This is a genomic window from Streptomyces sp. NPDC012935 (assembly GCF_042900345.1).
In the GTDB taxonomy this organism is placed as follows: Bacteria; Actinomycetota; Actinomycetes; order Streptomycetales; family Streptomycetaceae; genus Streptomyces.
Genome location: NZ_JBIBBC010000008.1, coordinates 16,603 through 34,976 on the forward strand (window position 1 = coordinate 16,603; position 18,374 = coordinate 34,976).

General features: G+C 70.0%; 10 protein-coding genes. 5 read left to right on the plus strand and 5 right to left on the minus strand.

From position 1 onward, the window contains the following. Positions 1-77: 77 nt before the first annotated feature. A complete protein-coding gene (locus tag ACFY5C_RS20430; protein ID WP_389446143.1) occupies positions 78-659 on the minus strand; it encodes a GNAT family N-acetyltransferase in 582 nt (193 codons plus the stop codon). A gap of 269 nt (positions 660-928) precedes the next feature. Between ACFY5C_RS20430 and secA the strand changes: the two genes are divergently transcribed. Further along, positions 929-3,778, plus strand: coding sequence for a preprotein translocase subunit SecA (gene secA, locus ACFY5C_RS20435; protein ID WP_389446145.1), 2,850 nt, complete (start codon positions 929-931; stop codon positions 3,776-3,778). Positions 3,779-3,887: 109 nt separating this feature from the next. On the opposite strand, the gene ACFY5C_RS20440 is transcribed toward secA, so the two are convergent. Beyond that, entirely contained in the window at positions 3,888-4,511 is a 624-nt protein-coding gene (locus ACFY5C_RS20440) for an Rv3235 family protein (protein WP_389446147.1), read from the minus strand. Between the two features lie 351 nt (positions 4,512-4,862). Between ACFY5C_RS20440 and ACFY5C_RS20445 the strand changes: the two genes are divergently transcribed. Both ACFY5C_RS20445 and ACFY5C_RS20450 read left to right on the plus strand, forming a co-directional pair. Further along, positions 4,863-5,378, plus strand: coding sequence for a DUF6912 family protein (locus ACFY5C_RS20445; protein WP_389446149.1), 516 nt, complete (start codon positions 4,863-4,865; stop codon positions 5,376-5,378). Between the two features lie 78 nt (positions 5,379-5,456). Then, on the plus strand, positions 5,457-6,122 hold the full coding sequence (locus ACFY5C_RS20450) for an HAD family hydrolase (RefSeq protein ID WP_389446150.1): 666 nt from the start codon (positions 5,457-5,459) through the stop codon (positions 6,120-6,122). Between the two features lie 120 nt (positions 6,123-6,242). Here the strand turns inward: ACFY5C_RS20450 and ACFY5C_RS20455 are convergent, their stop codons facing one another. Beyond that, a complete protein-coding gene (locus ACFY5C_RS20455) occupies positions 6,243-6,809 on the minus strand; it encodes a DJ-1/PfpI family protein (protein ID WP_389446152.1) in 567 nt (188 codons plus the stop codon). Between the two features lie 778 nt (positions 6,810-7,587). Here ACFY5C_RS20455 and ACFY5C_RS20460 point away from each other — a divergent pair. Both ACFY5C_RS20460 and ACFY5C_RS20465 read left to right on the plus strand, forming a co-directional pair. Further along, on the plus strand, positions 7,588-12,522 hold the full coding sequence (locus ACFY5C_RS20460; protein ID WP_389446153.1) for an NAD-glutamate dehydrogenase: 4,935 nt from the start codon (positions 7,588-7,590) through the stop codon (positions 12,520-12,522). Between the two features lie 132 nt (positions 12,523-12,654). Further along, positions 12,655-14,136, plus strand: coding sequence for a hypothetical protein (locus tag ACFY5C_RS20465; RefSeq protein WP_389446673.1), 1,482 nt, complete (start codon positions 12,655-12,657; stop codon positions 14,134-14,136). Positions 14,137-14,397: 261 nt separating this feature from the next. Here ACFY5C_RS20465 and ACFY5C_RS20470 read toward each other — a convergent pair whose 3' ends face one another. Beyond that, complete coding sequence (locus tag ACFY5C_RS20470; RefSeq protein WP_389446155.1) at positions 14,398-16,089, minus strand: glycosyltransferase family 2 protein; 1,692 nt, start codon at positions 16,087-16,089, stop codon at positions 14,398-14,400. After that, positions 16,086-18,314 carry a CDP-glycerol glycerophosphotransferase family protein gene (locus tag ACFY5C_RS20475; protein WP_389446156.1) on the minus strand — a complete coding sequence of 743 codons (2,229 nt, stop codon included), beginning with the start codon at positions 18,312-18,314 and terminating at the stop codon, positions 16,086-16,088. Before ACFY5C_RS20475 ends, ACFY5C_RS20470 begins: the two co-directional genes overlap by 4 nt. Positions 18,315-18,374 lie beyond the last annotated feature (60 nt).

An 18,374-nucleotide genomic window follows, 5' to 3' on the forward strand; every position in this document is an offset into this window, starting at 1 on the left:
ATAGGCGGTGGCACTGACAGTGCGGGGTGAGCTGGGGATTTGTCCGTGGAGGGCCTGCACGAGGGGCGTGGGCGCAGTTATGCGGGCTGGTTCCTCGCCGGCAGGTACGGGGCCGTCGACGGCAGGCTCAGGTCCGACGGGAGCAGGGAACCGACCCAGCAGTCCCGGCGTACGCCCTGGTTGACCATGGCGGAGCGGAGGGTGCCCTCGAGGGCGAAGCCGGCGCGTTCGGCCACCGCGCGGGAGGGCCTGTTGCCGACCTCCGCGCGCCATTCCACGCGGTCGAGCGACAGGTGGACGAAGGCCCAGCGGGACGCGGCGAGGACGGCCTCGGTGATGTAGCCGTTGCCGCGGTGCTCCTTCGTGCCCCAGAAACCGATTTCGGCCTCGCTCATGGACCGCATCGTGAGGCCGAGCATGCCCACCAGGTCCTCCCCTTCGGGGAGGAAGAGCCCCCAGGTGAGCATCGAACCGTTCGCCCAGCCCTCGGGGACCAGTTGCTCCGCGAAACTCTGGGCGTGCTCGTAGAGGTAGGGCGAGGGGATCGTGGTCCAGCGCTGGATCTCGGGGTCTTGTGCGGCTTCGTAGACCGCGTCGGTGTCCTTCGGGCCGACCGTGCGCATGTGGAGACGGCTGGTGGTGAGCGTGACGGGTTCCATCGGCCGATTCTGCTCGGGGGCCGTCCCAAGCGCCATCGTTAATGCGGTGTGTGAGCGCACGAACGCATTTCGCGCAATTCGTCGCCGGAACGCGGCACCATCCGCAGCCCCCGGCCGTTGTCCCTTTGACGGAGATTTGAAGCAGCGGACGTTCGGCGTCCACGGCAGGCTCCCGGCGTGGCGGGGTCCTCGCATACGATGGCCGTTGCTCAGTCAAGTCAAATGGAAACCGACCGTCCCAGGCCCGACCGGCAAGGAGACCAACCCCCGTGTCCGTCCTCTCGAAGATCATGCGTGCAGGCGAAGGCAAGATCCTGCGCAAGCTGCACCGCATCGCGGACCAGGTCAACTCCATCGAAGAGGACTTCGTCGACCTCTCCGACGCCGAGCTGCGGGCCCTCACCGATGAGTACAAGCAGCGGTACGCAGACGGTGAGAGCTTGGACGACCTGATGCCCGAGGCCTTCGCCACCGTTCGCGAGGCCGCCAAGCGCGCTCTCGGCCAGCGTCACTACGACGTCCAGATCATGGGCGGCGCGGCCCTCCACCTCGGCTACGTGGCCGAGATGAAGACCGGCGAGGGCAAGACGCTCGTCGGTACGCTGCCCGCTTATCTGAACGCGCTGTCCGGCCAGGGCGTCCACCTCATCACGGTGAACGACTATCTGGCCGAGCGCGACTCGGAGATGATGGGCCGCGTCCACAAGTTCCTGGGCCTGAGCGTCGGCTGCATCCTCGCCAACATGACGCCGGCCCAGCGCCGCGAGCAGTACGCGTGCGACATCACGTACGGCACGAACAACGAGTTCGGCTTCGACTACCTGCGCGACAACATGGCGTGGTCCAAGGACGAACTCGTCCAGCGCGGCCACAACTTCGCCATCGTCGACGAGGTCGACTCCATCCTCGTCGACGAGGCCCGTACGCCGCTGATCATCTCCGGCCCCGCCGACCAGGCCACCAAGTGGTACGGCGACTTCGCCAAGCTGGTCACGCGCCTGAAGAAGGGCGAGGCGGGCAACCAGCTCAAGGGCCTGGAGGAGACCGGCGACTACGACGTCGACGAGAAGAAGCGCACGGTCGCCATCCACGAGGCCGGTGTCGCCAAGGTCGAGGACTGGCTGGGCATCGACAACCTCTACGAGTCGGTGAACACGCCGCTGGTGGGCTACCTGAACAACGCCATCAAGGCCAAGGAGCTCTTCAAGAAGGACAAGGACTACGTCGTCATCGACGGCGAGGTCATGATCGTCGACGAGCACACCGGCCGTATCCTCGCCGGCCGCCGCTACAACGAGGGCATGCACCAGGCGATCGAGGCGAAGGAAGGGGTGGACATCAAGGACGAGAACCAGACGCTCGCCACGATCACCCTGCAGAACTTCTTCCGCCTCTACAAGCGCCACGACCACGACGGCAAGGAACAGCCCGGTCTGTGCGGCATGACCGGTACGGCGATGACCGAGGCCGCCGAGTTCCACCAGATCTACAAGCTCGGCGTGGTCCCGATCCCGACGAACAGGCCGATGATCCGCATGGACCAGTCGGACCTGATCTACCGCACCGAGGTCGCGAAGTTCGAGGCGGTCGTCGACGACATCGTCGAGAAGCACGAGAAGGGCCAGCCGATCCTCGTCGGCACGACGTCGGTCGAGAAGTCCGAGTACCTGTCGCAGCAGCTGTCCAAGCGTGGCGTCCAGCACGAGGTGCTGAACGCGAAGCAGCACGACCGTGAGGCGATCATCGTCGCCCAGGCCGGTCGTAAGGGCGCCGTCACCGTCGCCACCAACATGGCCGGCCGTGGCACGGACATCAAGCTCGGCGGCAACCCCGAGGACCTCGCCGAGGCGGAGCTGCGCCAGCGCGGCCTCGACCCCGAGGAGCACATCGAGGAGTGGGCCGCGGCCCTGCCCGCCGCCCTGGAGAAGGCCGAGCAGGCGGTCAAGGCGGAGTTCGAGGAGGTCAAGGACCTCGGCGGCCTTTACGTCCTCGGCACCGAGCGGCACGAGTCGCGCCGTATCGACAACCAGCTGCGTGGTCGTTCCGGCCGTCAGGGTGACCCGGGCGAGTCCCGTTTCTACCTCTCTCTCGGTGACGACCTGATGCGCCTGTTCAAGGCCCAGATGGTCGAGCGCGTGATGTCGATGGCGAACGTCCCGGACGACGTGCCGATCGAGAACAAGATGGTCACGCGCGCGATCGCGTCCGCCCAGTCGCAGGTCGAGCAGCAGAACTTCGAGACCCGTAAGAACGTCCTGAAGTACGACGAGGTCCTCAACCGCCAGCGTGAGGTCATCTACGGCGAGCGCCGCCGCGTCCTGGAGGGCGAGGACCTGCACGAGCAGGTGCAGCACTTCATGGACGACACGATCGACGCGTACGTCGGCGCGGAGACCGCCGAGGGCTTCGCCGAGGAGTGGGACCTGGAGCGGCTGTGGGGCGCCTTCAAGCAGCTCTACCCGGTGAAGGTGACCGTCGACGAGCTGGAGGAGGCGGCCGGTGACCGTGCCGGGCTGACCGCCGAGTTCATCTCCGAGTCCATCAAGGACGACATCCACGAGCAGTACGCGGCGCGTGAGGCGCAGCTCGGCTCCGAGATCATGCGTGAGCTGGAGCGCCGGGTCGTGCTGTCGGTCCTGGACCGCAAGTGGCGCGAGCACCTCTACGAGATGGATTACCTCCAGGAGGGCATCGGCCTGCGCGCCATGGCGCAGAAGGACCCGCTGGTCGAGTACCAGCGCGAGGGCTTCGACATGTTCACCGCGATGATGGAGGGCATCAAGGAGGAGTCCGTCGGCTACCTGTTCAACCTGGAGGTCCAGGTCGAGCAGCAGGTCGAGGAGGTCCCGGTCGAGGACACCAAGCCGGTGGCCGACCTGGAGAAGAAGGACGCGGTGCCGGCGCAGGCGGGTGCGCGTCCCGAGATCCGTGCCAAGGGCCTGGAGGCTCCGCGCCGCCCGGACCGGCTGCACTACACCGCGCCCAAGGTGGACGGTGAGGGCGACATCGTCGAGGGCGACTTCGACAACGGCGACGAGCCGGTGCGCTCCGAGGCCGACGGTCTCACGCGCGCGGAGCGGCGCAAGCAGGCGCGTGGCGGGCGGCGCCGCAAGAAGTGACGTGACGGTGGCTGTGACGCCGTAGCAGCCAGGAAGGGCCGGGTTCCTCGGGAACCCGGCCCTTCGGCCTGCTCGGCGCTTCGGTGGCCCGTCGTGGGGGCGGTGGCGGTCAGTCGTCGTCCAGGCGCGGCCTGCGTGGGCCGCCCAGTTCCACTGCCGTGCAGCGCCAGCGCAGGTCCCCGCCCTGTTCCAGACGGAATGCCATGGCGCGCAGCTGATCGCCGGCGCCGATGCGGGCGAAGGCCTCGATGGCGCCCGGGCGGGGTTCGAAGTAGCCGATGTCGCGGACGACGGGGCGGGTGCCGCGGGTGCGCAGGAGGCCGCGTTCCGCGAGCCAGGCGAGTTCGTCGTAGGCACGGCCGGCGGTGTGGCGGAGCATCCAGTGGACGGGGCGCTGGCCGCTCAGGACGAGGAGCAGTCGGTCGGCGAAGACGTCGGTGGGGCGGGGTTGCGGGACGGCGGGCCTGTCGAGGGTGCTGGTTCCGGCCGCCGGGACGCGCCGGGTGCGCTGCGTGGGGGCTGGTGCCGTCGCTGGGCGGGTGTCCGTGGGCCTGGTGCGCGGGAGGGTTCCCGTGGAGCCCGACGAGCCCGGTGGGCGGCCTCCTGGAGATGCCGTACGGGGCGTGCCGCCGCTCGGGGTGCGGGGCGGGCTGCCGGCGGGGCGGCGGGTGTCGCGGCGGGTCGGTGGGCGGGTGCCGGGGCGGTGCTGGGCCCTGGTCATGACCTTGTTCATGGAGTCCCCGTTCGGTGAACCCGGATCGATACCGGTCAGTAACTTCGTGTCGGTGATCTTGTACGGGGCCGTGGGTGTCGGCAGCAAGGAAGCGGGGACCCGGATCGGGCGGCCCGAACATTCACCTATCCGGGTGATCGAGGGCCTCGGAAGCCTGTGACAGCAGGGGTGCACCGGGTGAGTTCGTGGACCGGGGTGGACGCCGGGCGGCTTGGCGGGCGGGGCTCGAAAGGGGACGCCCCGGCTATCGCCCGCACGTATCCTGAAGTCCCTCCGGAGGTGCTGGGATCGCCCTCTCCGGGCCCTTGAGAAGCCTTACTGGTGCTACGAGTACGAAGAAAGCGGTCAGCAATGCGCGTCTACGTCCCCTTGACCCTCCCCGGTCTCGCCGAGGCGCACAAGGCGGGCGAGCTGGAGGCCGAGTCGCTCGTCGCGTACGCCGTCACGCCCGCGCTGCGCGAGTGGTACCTCTCCGACGACATCGAGGAGCTGGAGTACGCCGCGCTGAACCGGGCCGCGCTGGCCTCACTGCGGCTGCTGGCCGCGGACGCCGGGGCGGCGCGGCGCCGGGTCGTGGTCGCCGTCGACGTACCCGACGGGGCGGCCGTCGCCGACCCGGACCGTGGGCTGGACCCGGCGGCGCTGGGCGAGGTGCGGATCGCCGGGGGAGTGAAGCTGGCCAAGGCGGCCGCCGTGCACGTCGACGCGGACGACGCGGGGGCGGACGTGGCGGCGGCCGCGGAGGCGCTTGCGGCGGCGGACGGCGGGGACGACGACGCGCAGTTCGTCGTGGACGGGGCCGAGGACCATGAGCTGCTGTGGTTCGCCACCCAGGAGATCCCCAACCTGGTGGGATCGGCGGACTGACCCTGCGCTGCCCTCGTTGACCTGCTGTTCGACCCGCTGTTCTCTTGATTGTCAGTGGGGGCGGGTACGGTTTTCGACATGGGGATGCGAGTAGGGGCGCACATCGTCTGGGACTGGAACGGGACGCTGTTCCACGACAACGACGCGATCATCGGGGCGACGAACGCGGCGTTCGCCGAGCTGGGGCTCGACCCGATCACGCTGGAGCAGTACCGGGCGATGTACTGCGTGCCGGTGCCGAAGTTCTACGAGCGGCTGCTCGGGCGGCTGCCGACCGACGCCGAGTGGGAGGTCATGGACGAGACCTTCCACCGGTACTACACCGAGCACCGGGTGACGTGCGGGCTCACCACGGGCGTGGCGGAGCTGCTCGTGGAGTGGGGGTCGGCGGGGCGCAGCCAGTCCATCCTGAGCATGTACGTGCATGACGAACTCGTCCCGCTGGTCCGGGGGTTCGGGATCGAGGAGCACTTCATACGCGTCGACGGGCGGACCGGGCCGTCCGGGGGCAGCAAGGCCGAGCACATGGTGCGGCACATCAAGGCTCTCGCGAGCGTGGATCCCGCGCGCACGGTCGTGATCGGGGACGCCGCGGACGACGCGGTGGCGGCGCTGCATGTGGGGGCTCAGGCCGTGCTCTACACCGGCGGGTCGCACAGCCGGGCGAGCCTCGAGGGGGTCGGGGTGCCGGTCGTGGACACGCTGGTGGAGGCGGTCGCGGAGGCGGAGCGGCTGGCCGCGTGAGCTCGGCGCCTGTCCGGGGCGCGGCGCTCCGGCGGAACGCCGCGCCTGTGCACGCTGATGCCTGGGCCTGTGCCTGGGCCCGTGCCCAGGCCCGTGCCCAGGCCCAGGCCCAGGCCTGGGTCAGGTGACCGGTGCCTTCGCCCGCAGCACCGTCAGGAACTCGCGCATCCAGCTGGAGTGGTCAGGCCAGGCGCGGGCGGAGACCAGGGTGCCGTCGACGACCGCCTCCGCGTCCTGGAAAGTGGCGCCGGCCGCCTGCATGTCCAGTTCCAGGGCGGGGTACGCCGTGACGCGGCGGCCGTGGAGGCTGTCGATCGCGGCGGTGAGCAGGGGGCCGTGGCAGATCTGGGCGACGGGCTTGTCGGCGTCGAAGAACGACTTGAGGATCTTGCGGAGCTCGGGGTCGTTGCGCAGGTACTCGGGGGCCCGGCCGCCGGGGATGACGACGGCGGCGTAGTCGCCGGGGTCGACCTCGGAGAAGGCGAGGTCGGCGGGCCAGGTGTAGCCGGGTTTCTCGGTGTAGGTGTCGAAGCCGGGTTCGAAGTCGTGGACGACGAACTGGAGCTTCTTGCGGGTGGGGGCGGCGATGTGGACGTCGTAGCCTTCTTCGCGCAGGCGCTGGTAGGGGTAGAGGACCTCCAGTGACTCTGCGGCGTCGCCGGTGACGATGAGGATTTTCGCTGTCATGTCGGGTGCGCTCCTCTTTCTGGCCGGGGGCTGCGTCTCCGTCGGGCCTTAGGGGCAACGTGCCTCGGAGTGGGGCGCTTGCCAAGAGGGCGTGCGCGGCCGGCGGTGTGGTGGTGCCGCTGCGCCCGGACGGGCCGCCCAGGCGGCACGCCTCCATGCACGCCCGATGGGTCGCGGACAGGCAAGCCGCAGCAGACGCCGTGGTGGGCAGCTGTTTTCGGACACCGGCCGCTTCCGGATGGCCTGCTTCCGTTCTCAGAACCCGGCCCCGGTCGTCGTCACAGTCCCCCACCCCAGGCTCCCCCTGTGCGCCCCTCCTCGCCAGTTACGCCCTCCCCGCCCCGTTTGCCCCTGTGCAGAACGTCAAAGTTCCACCCCTGGTTTTGTACACATACGGCTCATGACGGGCCCCCTGTAAGGAGCGATAGCCTTAGTGGCGTGATCAGCGCGATAGCTCGCGGGGGCAGTGTTGCCCCTGCCCTGCGCCCGGAGAGCACGGACCACATCCGTGACCGGGCGGCGGTCGCTGGTCTTCGCGGGCGGGAGGGGGGCGTAAGGGCTCCCGGGACGTCATGCACACCCCGGGCCCGGACGTCGCAGAGAGCAGCGTCACACCCCTTGGGCAGCTCAAGATTGGCTCATATACCCCCGCTCATCTCACCTCGCGGCATAGCGTCGAAGCAGACCGGACACCCCGCGTCGCGGCGTTATACCGGAGGGGAAGAGACCGTACTTCCTTCTACGTCACGCAACGGCGCGCGACAGGAGCCAGAGGACAATGCAGACCAAGCTGGACGAAGCCAAGGCCGAGTTGCTCGAGAGGGCCGCTCGGGTAGCTGAGAACAGCCCGGTCGGGGGGTACCTACCGACTGGGACGACGGACGAGAGCAGCCCCGGCACCCCGGACCACGACACCGTGCTCACGTTCCTCCAGCGCTACTACCTGCACACCGCCCCGGAGGACCTCACCGACCGCGACCCGGTCGACATCTTCGGAGCCGCCTTCTCGCACTACCGGCTGGCCGAGAACCGCCCCCAGGGCACGGCCAACGTGCGGGTACACACGCCCACCGTGGAGGAGAACGGCTGGACCTGCAGTCACTCCGTCGTCGAAGTCGTCACCGATGACATGCCCTTCCTGGTCGATTCGGTGACCAACGAGCTGACTCGGCAGGGCCGGGGGATCCATGTGGTCATCCACCCCCAGGTCTTCGTCCGCCGCGACCTCACCGGCAAGCTCATCGAGGTGCTCTCCGCGCCGCCCACCGGCGAGGTGCCGCACGACACGCACACCGAGTCCTGGATCCACGTCGAGATCGACCGCGAGACCGACCGCGGCGACCTGAAGCAGATCACCGCCGACCTGCTGCGCGTCCTGTCCGACGTCCGTGAGGCCGTCGAGGACTGGAGCAAGATGCGGGACCTGGCCCTGCGCATGGCCGACGAGCTGCCGCAGGAGCCCCACTCCGATCTGCGTGATCAGGAGTTCGAGGAGGCCCGCGAGCTGCTGCGCTGGCTGGCCGACGACCACTTCACCTTCCTCGGCTACCGCGAGTACGAGCTGCGCGAGGACGACTCGCTGGCCGCCGTGCCGGGTACCGGCCTCGGTATCCTGCGCGCCGACCCGCAGCACTCCGAGACCGACAGCCACCCCGTCAGCCCCTCCTTCGAGCGGCTGCCCGCCGACGCCCGCGCCAAGGCCCGCGAGCACAAGCTCCTCATCCTCACGAAGGCCAACAGCCGGGCGACCGTGCACCGGCCGTCGTACCTCGACTACGTCGGCGTGAAGAAGTTCGACGAGAACGGCGAGGTCGTCGGTGAGCGCCGCTTCCTGGGCCTGTTCTCCTCCGCCGCCTACACCGAATCCGTGCGCCGCGTGCCCGTCGTCCGGCGCAAGGTCGACGACGTGCTGCGGGTCGCCGGGTTCTCGCCCAACAGCCACGACGGGCGCGACCTGCTGCAGATCCTGGAGACGTACCCGCGCGACGAGCTCTTCCAGACCCCGGTCCCCGAGCTCCAGCGCATCGCCACCTCCGTCCTCTACCTGCAAGAGCGCCGCCGGCTGCGGCTGTACCTGCGGCAGGACGAGTACGGCCGCTACTACTCGGCCCTCGTCTACCTCCCGCGCGACCGCTACACCACCGGCGTACGCCTGCGGATCATCGACATCCTGAAGGAGGAGCTCGGCGGTACCAGCGTCGACTTCACCGCCTGGAACACCGAGTCGATCCTCTCCCGGCTGCACTTCGTCGTGCGGGTCCCGCAGGGCACCGAGCTGCCGGAGCTCAGTGACAGCGACAAGGAGCGCATCGAGGCGCGTCTCGTCGAGGCCGCGCGCTCCTGGGCCGACGGCTTCGCCGACGCGCTGAACGCCGAACTCGGCGAAGAGCGCGCCGCCGAGCTGTCACGCCGCTACGGCAATGCCTTCCCCGAGGGCTACAAGGCCGACCACTCTCCGCGCTCGGCGGTCTCCGACCTGGTCCACATCGAGCAGCTCACCGAGGACAACAACTTCTCGCTGAGCCTGTACGAGCCGGTCGGCGCCGCCCCCGACGAGCGCCGGTTCAAGATCTACCGCAAGGGTGCGGCCGTCTCCCTGTCGGCCGTTCTGCCGGTCCTCAGCCGGCTCGGCGTCGAGGTCGTGGACGAGCGGCCGTACGAACTGCGCTGCTCGGACCGCAGTGTCGCCTGGATCTACGACTTCGGTCTGCGCATGGCCCCGGCCGCGGGCGGCGGTGACTACCTCGGCGACGACGCGCGCGAACGGTTCTCCGAGGCCTTCGCCGCCACCTGGACCGGCAAGGCGGAGAACGACGGCTTCAACGCCCTGGTACTGGGCGCCGGGCTGACCTGGCGGCAGGCGATGGTGCTGCGGGCGTACGCCAAGTACCTGCGGCAGGCGGGCTCCACCTTCTCGCAGGACTACATGGAGGACACCCTCCGCAACAACGTCCACACCACCCGGCTGCTCGTCTCCCTGTTCGAGGCGCGGATGTCGCCGGACCGCCAGCGCGCGGGCCGCGAGATCGTGGACGCGCTGCTCGAGGAGGTCGACGCGGCGCTCGACCAGGTGGCGAGCCTCGACGAGGACCGGATCCTGCGGTCCTTCCTCACCGTCATCAAGGCGACGCTGCGCACGAACTTCTTCCAGGAGGCGGCGGGCGGCAAGCTGCACGACTACGTCTCCATGAAGTTCGACCCGCAGGCCATCCCCGACCTGCCGGCGCCGCGGCCGGCGTACGAGATCTGGGTCTACTCGCCGCGCGTCGAGGGCGTGCACCTGCGCTTCGGCAAGGTCGCGCGCGGTGGCCTGCGCTGGTCCGACCGGCGTGAGGACTTCCGCACCGAGATCCTCGGCCTGGTCAAGGCGCAGATGGTGAAGAACACCGTCATCGTGCCCGTCGGCGCCAAGGGCGGCTTCGTCGCCAAGCAGCTGCCCGACCCGAGCGTGGACCGGGACGCGTGGCTGGCCGAGGGCATCGCCAGCTACAAGATGTTCATCTCGGCCCTGCTCGACATCACGGACAACATGGTGGCCGGCGAGGTCGTGCCCCCGGCCGACGTCGTCCGGCACGACGAGGACGACACCTACCTCGTCGTCGCCGCCGACAAGGGCACCGCGACCTTCTCCGACATCGCCAACGGGGTCGCCGAGCAATACAACTTCTGGCTCGGCGACGCCTTCGCCTCCGGCGGCTCGGCCGGCTACGACCACAAGGGCATGGGCATCACCGCCCGCGGCGCCTGGGAGTCCGTCAAGCGGCACTTCCGTGAGCTGGGCGTGGACACGCAGACCGAGGACTTCACGGTCGTCGGCATCGGCGACATGTCCGGTGACGTGTTCGGCAACGGCATGCTGCTCAGCGAGCACATCCGCCTGGTCGCCGCCTTCGACCACCGGCACATCTTCATCGACCCGAACCCGGACGCGGCCACCTCCTACGCCGAGCGCCGCCGCGTCTTCGAGCTGCCGCGCTCCAGCTGGGAGGACTACAACACCGAGCTGATCTCGGCCGGTGGCGGCGTCTTCCCGCGCAGCGCCAAGGCCATCCCGGTCAACGCGCACATCCGCGAGGCGCTGGGCATCGAGGGCAAGGTCGCCAAGATGACCCCGGCCGAGCTGATGAAGGCCATCCTGCAGTCGCCGGTGGACCTGCTGTGGAACGGCGGCATCGGTACGTACGTCAAGGCCTCGACCGAGTCCCACGCCGACGTCGGCGACAAGGCCAACGACGCCATCCGCGTCGACGGCGCCGACCTGCGCGTCAAGGTCGTCGGCGAGGGCGGCAACCTCGGCCTGACCCAGCTCGGCCGGATCGAGTTCGCGCGGCACGGCGGCCGGATCAACACCGACGCCATCGACAACAGCGCGGGCGTGGACACCTCCGACCACGAGGTGAACATCAAGATCCTGCTCAACAGCCTGGTCAGCGACGGCGACATGACCGTCAAGCAGCGCAACAAGCTGCTCGCCGAGATGACCGACGAGGTCGGCCGCCTGGTCCTGCGCAACAACTACGCGCAGAACACGGCGATCGCCAACGCTCTCGCGCAGTCCAGCGCCATGCTCCACGCCCAGCAGCGATTCATGAAGCACATGGTCAGGGAGGGGCACCTGGACCGGGCGCTGGAGTTCCTGCCGACCGACCGCCAGATCCGCGAACGCCTCGGCACCGGCCACGGCCTCACCGGCCCGGAGACGGCCGTCCTGATGGCGTACACGAAGATCACGGTCGCCGAGGAACTGCTGCACACCACGCTGCCGGACGACCCGTACCTGAGCACCCTGCTGCACGCGTACTTCCCGACCGAGCTGCGCGAACAGTTCCCGGCCCACCTCGTCAGCCACCCGCTGCGCCGTGAGATCACCACGACCGTGCTGGTCAACGACACGGTCAACACGGGCGGTACGACGTATCTGCACCGGCTGCGCGAGGAGACCGGAGCCTCCCTGGAGGAGATCGTCCGGGCGCAGACGGTGGCCCGCGCGATCTTCCGCTCGGGGGTCGTGTGGGACGCGGTCGAGGCGCTCGACAACAAGGTCGAGGCCGCCGTCCAGACCCGGATCCGGCTGCACTCGCGCCGCCTCGTGGAGCGTGGCACGCGCTGGCTGCTCAACAACCGGCCGCAGCCGTTGGAGCTGGCCGACACCATCGACTTCTTCAGTGACCGTGTCGAGCAGGTGTGGTCGCAGCTGCCGAAGCTGCTCAGGGGCGCGGACCTGGAGTGGTACCAGCAGATCTACGACGAGCTGACGGGCGTCGGCGTCCCGGCCGAACTGGCCACGCGGGTGTCCGGGTTCTCCTCGGCCTTCCCGACGCTGGACATCGTCTCGGTGGCCGACCGCCTCGGCAAGGACCCGATGGACGTCGCCGAGGTGTACTACGACCTCGCCGACCGGCTCCGTATCACCCAGCTCATGGACCGCATCATCGAGCTGCCGCGCGCGGACCGCTGGCAGTCCATGGCCCGCGCCTCCATCCGGGAGGACCTGTACGCCGCCCACGCGGCCCTGACCTCGGACATCCTCGCGGCCGGCAACGGCACGGCGACGCCCGAGCAGCGTTTCAAGGCGTGGGAGCAGAAGAACTCGGCGATCCTGGGACGGGCGCGTACGACACTGGAGGAGATCCAGGGGTCGGAGGCGTTCGATCTGGCCAACCTGTCGGTGGCGATGCGGACGATGCGGACGTTGCTGCGCCAGCACTCGTAGCCGCGCGGGCTACTTGATGCGTATGTAGGTCGTACGCAGCTCGTACGCGGGTCAGGGCGCCCCGGACTGTGACAGTCCGGGGCGCTCGCGTATTTGGGGCATAACGGGAATTACAGTGCTGGCGTGAGCACGATGCGGGCCGCGCTGCGGAGACCTTCGGTTGTTCCGCAGGTCGGCGCCCTGCTGGTCGTTGTGCTGCTGCTTCTCGTGATCGTCCGGCTTCCGTGGGCCGGAGACCTCGGTATGCACGCGGCGACCGTGCAGCGCCTGCGGCACGATCTGGTCGATCCCGGCAATCCGCTCGTCGACGCGGACACGCCGAGTCCGTACTACTCGCCCTGGATGCTGGTGCTCGGGTGTGTCGCCCGGGTGACGGGGTTCTCCGTCTTCGTCGTGCTGCGGATCGGTGCGGTGGTCGCGCTCGGGTTGTTCGTCAGCGGCGTGTGGCGGTACGTGCGGACGCTGAGCGTGCATCCGGCTGCGCCCGCGCTGTCCTTGCTGTGCCTGGTGTTCCTGTGGGGGACGTCGCTGTTCACCTGGAGCGGGTTTCTCGGGCTGAACTCGCTGGCGTTGACGGTGTCGTATCCGAGTGTGTTCGCGTTGGGGCTGGCGTTTCACCTCTGGGCCTGGCTGGCGCGGGCGGTGCGGTCGGGGGCGGCACCGGGGTGGGGCGTGTGGGCCGGGCTCGGTGTGCTGTGGGCGGTGATTCTGCTCTGCCATCAGTTCTCGGGGGTGGTGGCTTGTCTGGGGGCGCTGGCCACGGTGGTCGCTGCGCGGGTGGGGGGTGAGGTGTGGGCGCGGCTTGGGGCGGGGGCGTTGGTGGGGGTGGCGGTTCTGTGGGTCTGGCCGTACTACGACTTCTTCGCGTTGGTCGGGGCGGGGGCCGATCTGGAGGCGGTGCACCGGGGGTTGTACCGGGATTTGGTGGGGCGGTACTGGCTGGTGCTGGTGGGGGTGGTGGCGCTCGGGGTGCGGTGGTGGCGGGATCGGTGGGATCCGCTGGTGCTGTTCTTCGTGCTGGGGGTGGTGGTCGTGGGGGCGGGTGGGGTGAGTGGGCACTACTCGTGGGGGCGGGCTGTACCGGCGGTGGTGATCCCTGCTCAGATCGCCGCCGCGTTGGGGGTGGTGGAGGTGTGGGGGCGGCGGCCGTGGTGGCGTGGTGTGGGAGTGGGGGTGCTTGGTGGGGCGTTGGTTGTGGGGGCCTGGGCGCAGGTCGGGACTGTCGGGTACGTCGTTCCGCGGGGTGTGTTGCCGGGGGTGGTCGCGGCGAAGTACCGGGTGCCGTGGGTGGGGTATCACTGGGTCACGCCGTGGGTCGAGTACGGGGACGTGGTGATGGCGCGGACTTTTCCGGCGCGGCAGATTCCGGCGTATGGGGCGTACACCGTGGCGCCTGGGTATCCGGACTTCTTTCTGCCGGATGAGGAGCGGCGGGGGGAGGCTGTGCGGCGGTACTTCGCGGCAGGGACGTCGGAGAGGGTGCGGCGGGGGATTGTGCGGGCGTATGGGGTGCGGTGGGTTGTGGACCGGGGGGATGGGGGTGGGGTCGGCTCCGGGGTGCGGGTGGTGGCTCGGGGGCCGGGTGGGCAGGTGTTGTATGAGGTGGTGCGGTGACGGGTTCCGGGTTTCCTCGCCCCCGCCGCCCCTGCCCTTCCCGTCCTTGAAGGGGCTCCGCCCCTTCGACCCCGGCCAGGGGGCTGCCGCCCCCTGGACCCCCGTTCGGCCTGAACGGCCTCGTCCTCAAACGCCGGACGGGCTGGATTGTGCGGGCCGGGGGCGGGAGGGATGGTGTGGCCTCGTCTTCGGGCGCTGGACGGGCTGGATTGTGCGGCCGGCGCCGGTGCGTGGGCTCAGGCATGGTGACCCATGGACGTCCTAGCGCAACGCGCTCCTCAGCAGGCGTGCTGCCCTTCTCACCCTCGGTCGGGCCGCGCGGCGTGCCAGGGGATGGAGGAGTCTTGCCGTTACGCCCACCGGCTGCCATCGGATCTGGAGTCGGCCGGCGCCCCGGCCCTCGGGCTCGATCGTCACCTGGTGTGGTGCCGCGCCCCCGCGGTACGGGATGCGGGTGGTCAGGGTGGGGAAGTCCAGCGGGGCGAGGAGTACGGCCGAGTGGGCCTGGCCCTGGTGTTCGATGCGGAGCAAAGGGTGACGGACGCCTGCGAAGCCGTGGTGGGGGACCGGGGCCGTGGCGAGGTCGAGGTGGACGTGGCCCTCGTAGACGCCGGGGCGGACCGGGGTGAGGCGGAAGGGGACCTTGAGGCGGCGTCGGCCGGGGGTGAGCAGGAGACCGGCGCGGTGGGGGCCGACCGGGAGGCGCAGGCCGGGGTCGTAGGTTCGGATGGTGAGGTCGATCGAGGCGCCGGGGCCACGGATGAGTTCGGTGATCTCGTGGCGGAACTGGGCGCTTCGGAACGGGCGCGTGTCCAGTTCGAGGTCCGTGACGTCCAGTTCGCGGCGGGACCAGTCGGTTCCGGGTACGGTCTCGCCCCAGTACGTGTGGCCCTTCGCGTCCGGTGTCACCTGCCTTGGCGCCACCGAGTGGCCCAGGCCCCGCGCCGCCAGAGCGGCCTCCTGGAAGCGGCGCTCGCGGACCAGTTGCACGACCACGCGTTCCGTACGGGGCAGGCGGGCGTAGGCCGTGGGGGACAGGGTCTCCAGGTAGGGGGTCATGATGTCCGCGAAGGAGGTCAGCCACTGCCCGTCGCGGTACGGCAGGTCCCCGGCGTACATCCGGAAGTCGTGCTTGAGGAACTTGTAGTCCTTGTCGTCGCGCAGCCCCGAGTGCCCGCTCTCGGTGAGGAAGTCGTCGATCAGGCGCTGGACGCGGACGCGGTCGCGGACGTTGTCGAGTCGGTCGCGCTGGTTGGAGATCGATGCCGCGTCGGTCGCGGCGTAGGGCGCGATGTGCCAGCGGTACACCGGCTCCGGGACGATCGTGAACTCCTTGGCCAGGCAGTACGCCTGTGCCGAGAACAGCTGGTCCTCGTAGTGGATGCCCTCCGGAAAGCGGAGGTCGTGGCGGTCCAGGAAGGCCCGGGCGTACATCTTGCTCGTCGACAGGTGCTCGAAGAGCAGCCGGGGTTCGGACTCGATGCCGATCACCGTGCGGCGCTCGGCGACCAGGTGCGGCATCCATCTCGTGCGGCGGCCGCTGTCCTCGCGGATCCGCACGACCGCGCCCATCGCGAAGTCGATCTCCCGCTCACGGTGGGCGGACAGCAACAACTCCACCGCGTCGTCGGTCAGTTCGTCGTCGCTGTCCAGGAACATCACGTACGGCGCTCGCGCGATCTGAAGGGCGCCGTTGCGCGGGGCACTGCAGCCGCCGCTGTTCTCGGGCAGGCGGAGCTGGCGGATGCGGGGGTCCTTGGCCGCCAAGTGGCTTGCCACCTGCGGGGTTTCGTCCGTCGAGTGGTCGTCGCTGATGATGATCTCGATGTTGGTGTGGGTCTGGCGGCGTACCGACTCCACAGCTCGGGGGAGGCGCTCGGCGTCGTTGTAGACGATGACCGTGACGGTGACGTCCGGGGGTGTGGCGTCCGCGGGTGTGACGTCCGGCGTCATACCGCCTCCCTCGGGCTCGGTGCCGGTGTGCGGTCCTGCAGTGGGGTCACGGGCGGCAGGGCGTCCTCGCTCTCGCCCAGGAACACCCGGCGTACGACGCGTTCGGCGGCGCGTCCGTCGTCGTACTCGCAGAACCGGTGGCGGAAGGCGGTCCGCGCCTTCGTCGCGCCCTCGTCGTGCCAGGCCGACGTGGTGAGGATCTCGGTCAGTTCCTGCTGGGTGCGGGCCACTTGGCCGGGCGGCTCGGCCATCAGGTCGAAGTAGACGCCGCGGGTGGAGCGGTAGGTCTCCCAGTCGTCGGCGTGGACGACGATCGGGCGGTCGAGGTTGGCGTAGTCGAACATGATGGACGAGTAGTCCGTGACCAGCGCGTCCGCGGCCAGGGCCAGGTCCTCGACCGGGTCGTAGGCGGAGACGTCGATGACCCGGCGCGTGCGGCGCAGGGCGGTCAGCGGGGACGGCGTGCCGTCGTAGAAGTAGTGGCCGCGGACCAGCAGGACCGTGTCCTTGCCCAGGTGCTCGGCGAGAGTGGCGAGGTCCAGGCGGGGCGTCCAGCCGGCCTCGTAGTCGCGGTGGGTGGGGGCGTAGAGGATCGCGCGATGGGCCGGGGGGATGCCCAGCCGGTCGCGGATCGTGCGGATGTCGGCCGCGGTGGCCGTGTAGTACACGTCGTTGCGCGGATAGCCGTGGTCGAGGGAGACGAAGCGGGAGGGGTACGCGCGCTCCCACATGCGGGTGGAGTGGCTGTTGGCCGAGACGCTGTAGTCCCACTTGTCGATACGGGCCAGCAGCGCCTGGAAGTCCAGGCCCTTGGCTGCCGCAGGGAACTCCATCTGGTCCACGCCCATGCGCTTGAGCGGGGTGCCGTGGTGGGTCTGGAGGTGGATCGCGTCGGGGCGTTTCACGACCACGTTGGGGAAGTTGACGTTGTTGACCAGGTACTTCGCCGTGGCCAGCACTTCGCGGTAGCGGCGGGTGCCGGGGAGCACGTGGTCGGTGTGGGGTGGCAGGAGGGGCGCGTTGTCGGGTGTCACCACCCACACCTGGTGGATCTGGGGGGCCAGTTCGGTGAGCTTGGCCGCGATCGCCGCCGGGTTGCAGGCGACTCCGCGGTTCCAGTACGCCGCGAAGACGGCCAGGTTGGGGTTGACGGGGCGGGACAGTGACCTGCGGTAGTGGTGGTCGCCGAGGGCGGCGGAGACCTGGCGTGCGCGGGCTCCCAGGGCCGACTTCGCGGCTCGGCGGGTGCGGTTGGCGGCCTGGAAGGCGCGGTACCTGGCGTACGCGTTCTCCTCCAGGAGGGCTCGGCGGATGCCCTCGGGGCCGGCGGGGCGGCGGTACCCGGGAGGGCGTTGCCGGACGGCGGCTTCGGCGGCGCGGTGGAAGAACTCCCTGGCTGCCGGGTCCGGCATGGGGGTGCGGGCGAACGTGCGCAGACAGTCACGGATCATCACGTCGTACAGGACGGCGTGGGTGGTGCGGCTCGGGTGGCCTGCGGGGGCTGCGCGGCCTGCGGCGCCGGTGGCGAGGGTGAGGAGGGCTTCGTAGCGGTCGACGAGGGCGTGGTGCTGCTCGGGGGTGACCGGGGGCAGGCTCTCCGGGCGCAGCTCGTGGTGCTCGTACGCCACCTGGTTCAGGGCGGCGACGTGGTCGGCGAGGAGGAGGGCGGCGTAGGCGGCGTACGGCTCGTCAGGGGTGGTGAGCCGGGGCTCGTGCGCCTGCCAGAAGGGGGTGCGCAGCACGCGGTTGCCCAGCAGCGGGGTGATGCGGAGCGCGCTGCGGGCGATGTCGTCGAGGGGGTGGGCGGCGCGGCCCGCGCGGGCCAGGCGGGGGCCGTCCGAGGAGGGCAGGCCGGAGGTCTCCCAGGTGGAGCGGACATGGTCGAAGAGGAGGACGTCCACCTCGTCCGGCAACTGCGCGACCCGCTCGGCGACCGTGCGCGGGGCGCCGGCGGGCAGGCCGTCCTTCGCGTGCACGAAGTGCAGCCAGCGGCCGCAGGCCCGGGCCGCGCCGGCCGAGCGGGCCGCGGCGTCGTCCGTCCCGTCCGGCAGGGGCAGCACCAGCATCTCGGGGGCGTACGCCCGGGCCGTCTCCTGGGCCCACGGCCCGACCGCGGCCACGATCACCTCGACGTCGGGGTGCGGGTGCGCGGCGACGGAGGCGAGGAGTCCGGTCAGACGGTCCTGGGTGTTCGGCCCGTGGACGATGACGCTGAGCTCGGGCATCGCGGGGACTCCTTCACCTCCCGGGGCCTACCGACTTAGGTCATAGTGACACTAATGGGG

Coding starts and splice junctions, on each gene's coding strand:
- ACFY5C_RS20460 (WP_389446153.1), top strand. CDS start 7,588: ATGCAGACCAAGCTGGACGAAGCCAAGGCCGAGTTGCTCGAGAGGGCC.
- ACFY5C_RS20445 (WP_389446149.1), top strand. CDS start 4,863: ATGCGCGTCTACGTCCCCTTGACCCTCCCCGGTCTCGCCGAGGCGCAC.
- ACFY5C_RS20455 (WP_389446152.1), bottom strand. CDS start 6,809: ATGACAGCGAAAATCCTCATCGTCACCGGCGACGCCGCAGAGTCACTG.
- ACFY5C_RS20465 (WP_389446673.1), top strand. CDS start 12,655: ATGCGGGCCGCGCTGCGGAGACCTTCGGTTGTTCCGCAGGTCGGCGCC.
- ACFY5C_RS20450 (WP_389446150.1), top strand. CDS start 5,457: ATGGGGATGCGAGTAGGGGCGCACATCGTCTGGGACTGGAACGGGACG.
- ACFY5C_RS20470 (WP_389446155.1), bottom strand. CDS start 16,089: ATGACGCCGGACGTCACACCCGCGGACGCCACACCCCCGGACGTCACC.
- ACFY5C_RS20475 (WP_389446156.1), bottom strand. CDS start 18,314: ATGCCCGAGCTCAGCGTCATCGTCCACGGGCCGAACACCCAGGACCGT.
- ACFY5C_RS20430 (WP_389446143.1), bottom strand. CDS start 659: ATGGAACCCGTCACGCTCACCACCAGCCGTCTCCACATGCGCACGGTC.
- ACFY5C_RS20440 (WP_389446147.1), bottom strand. CDS start 4,511: ATGAACAAGGTCATGACCAGGGCCCAGCACCGCCCCGGCACCCGCCCA.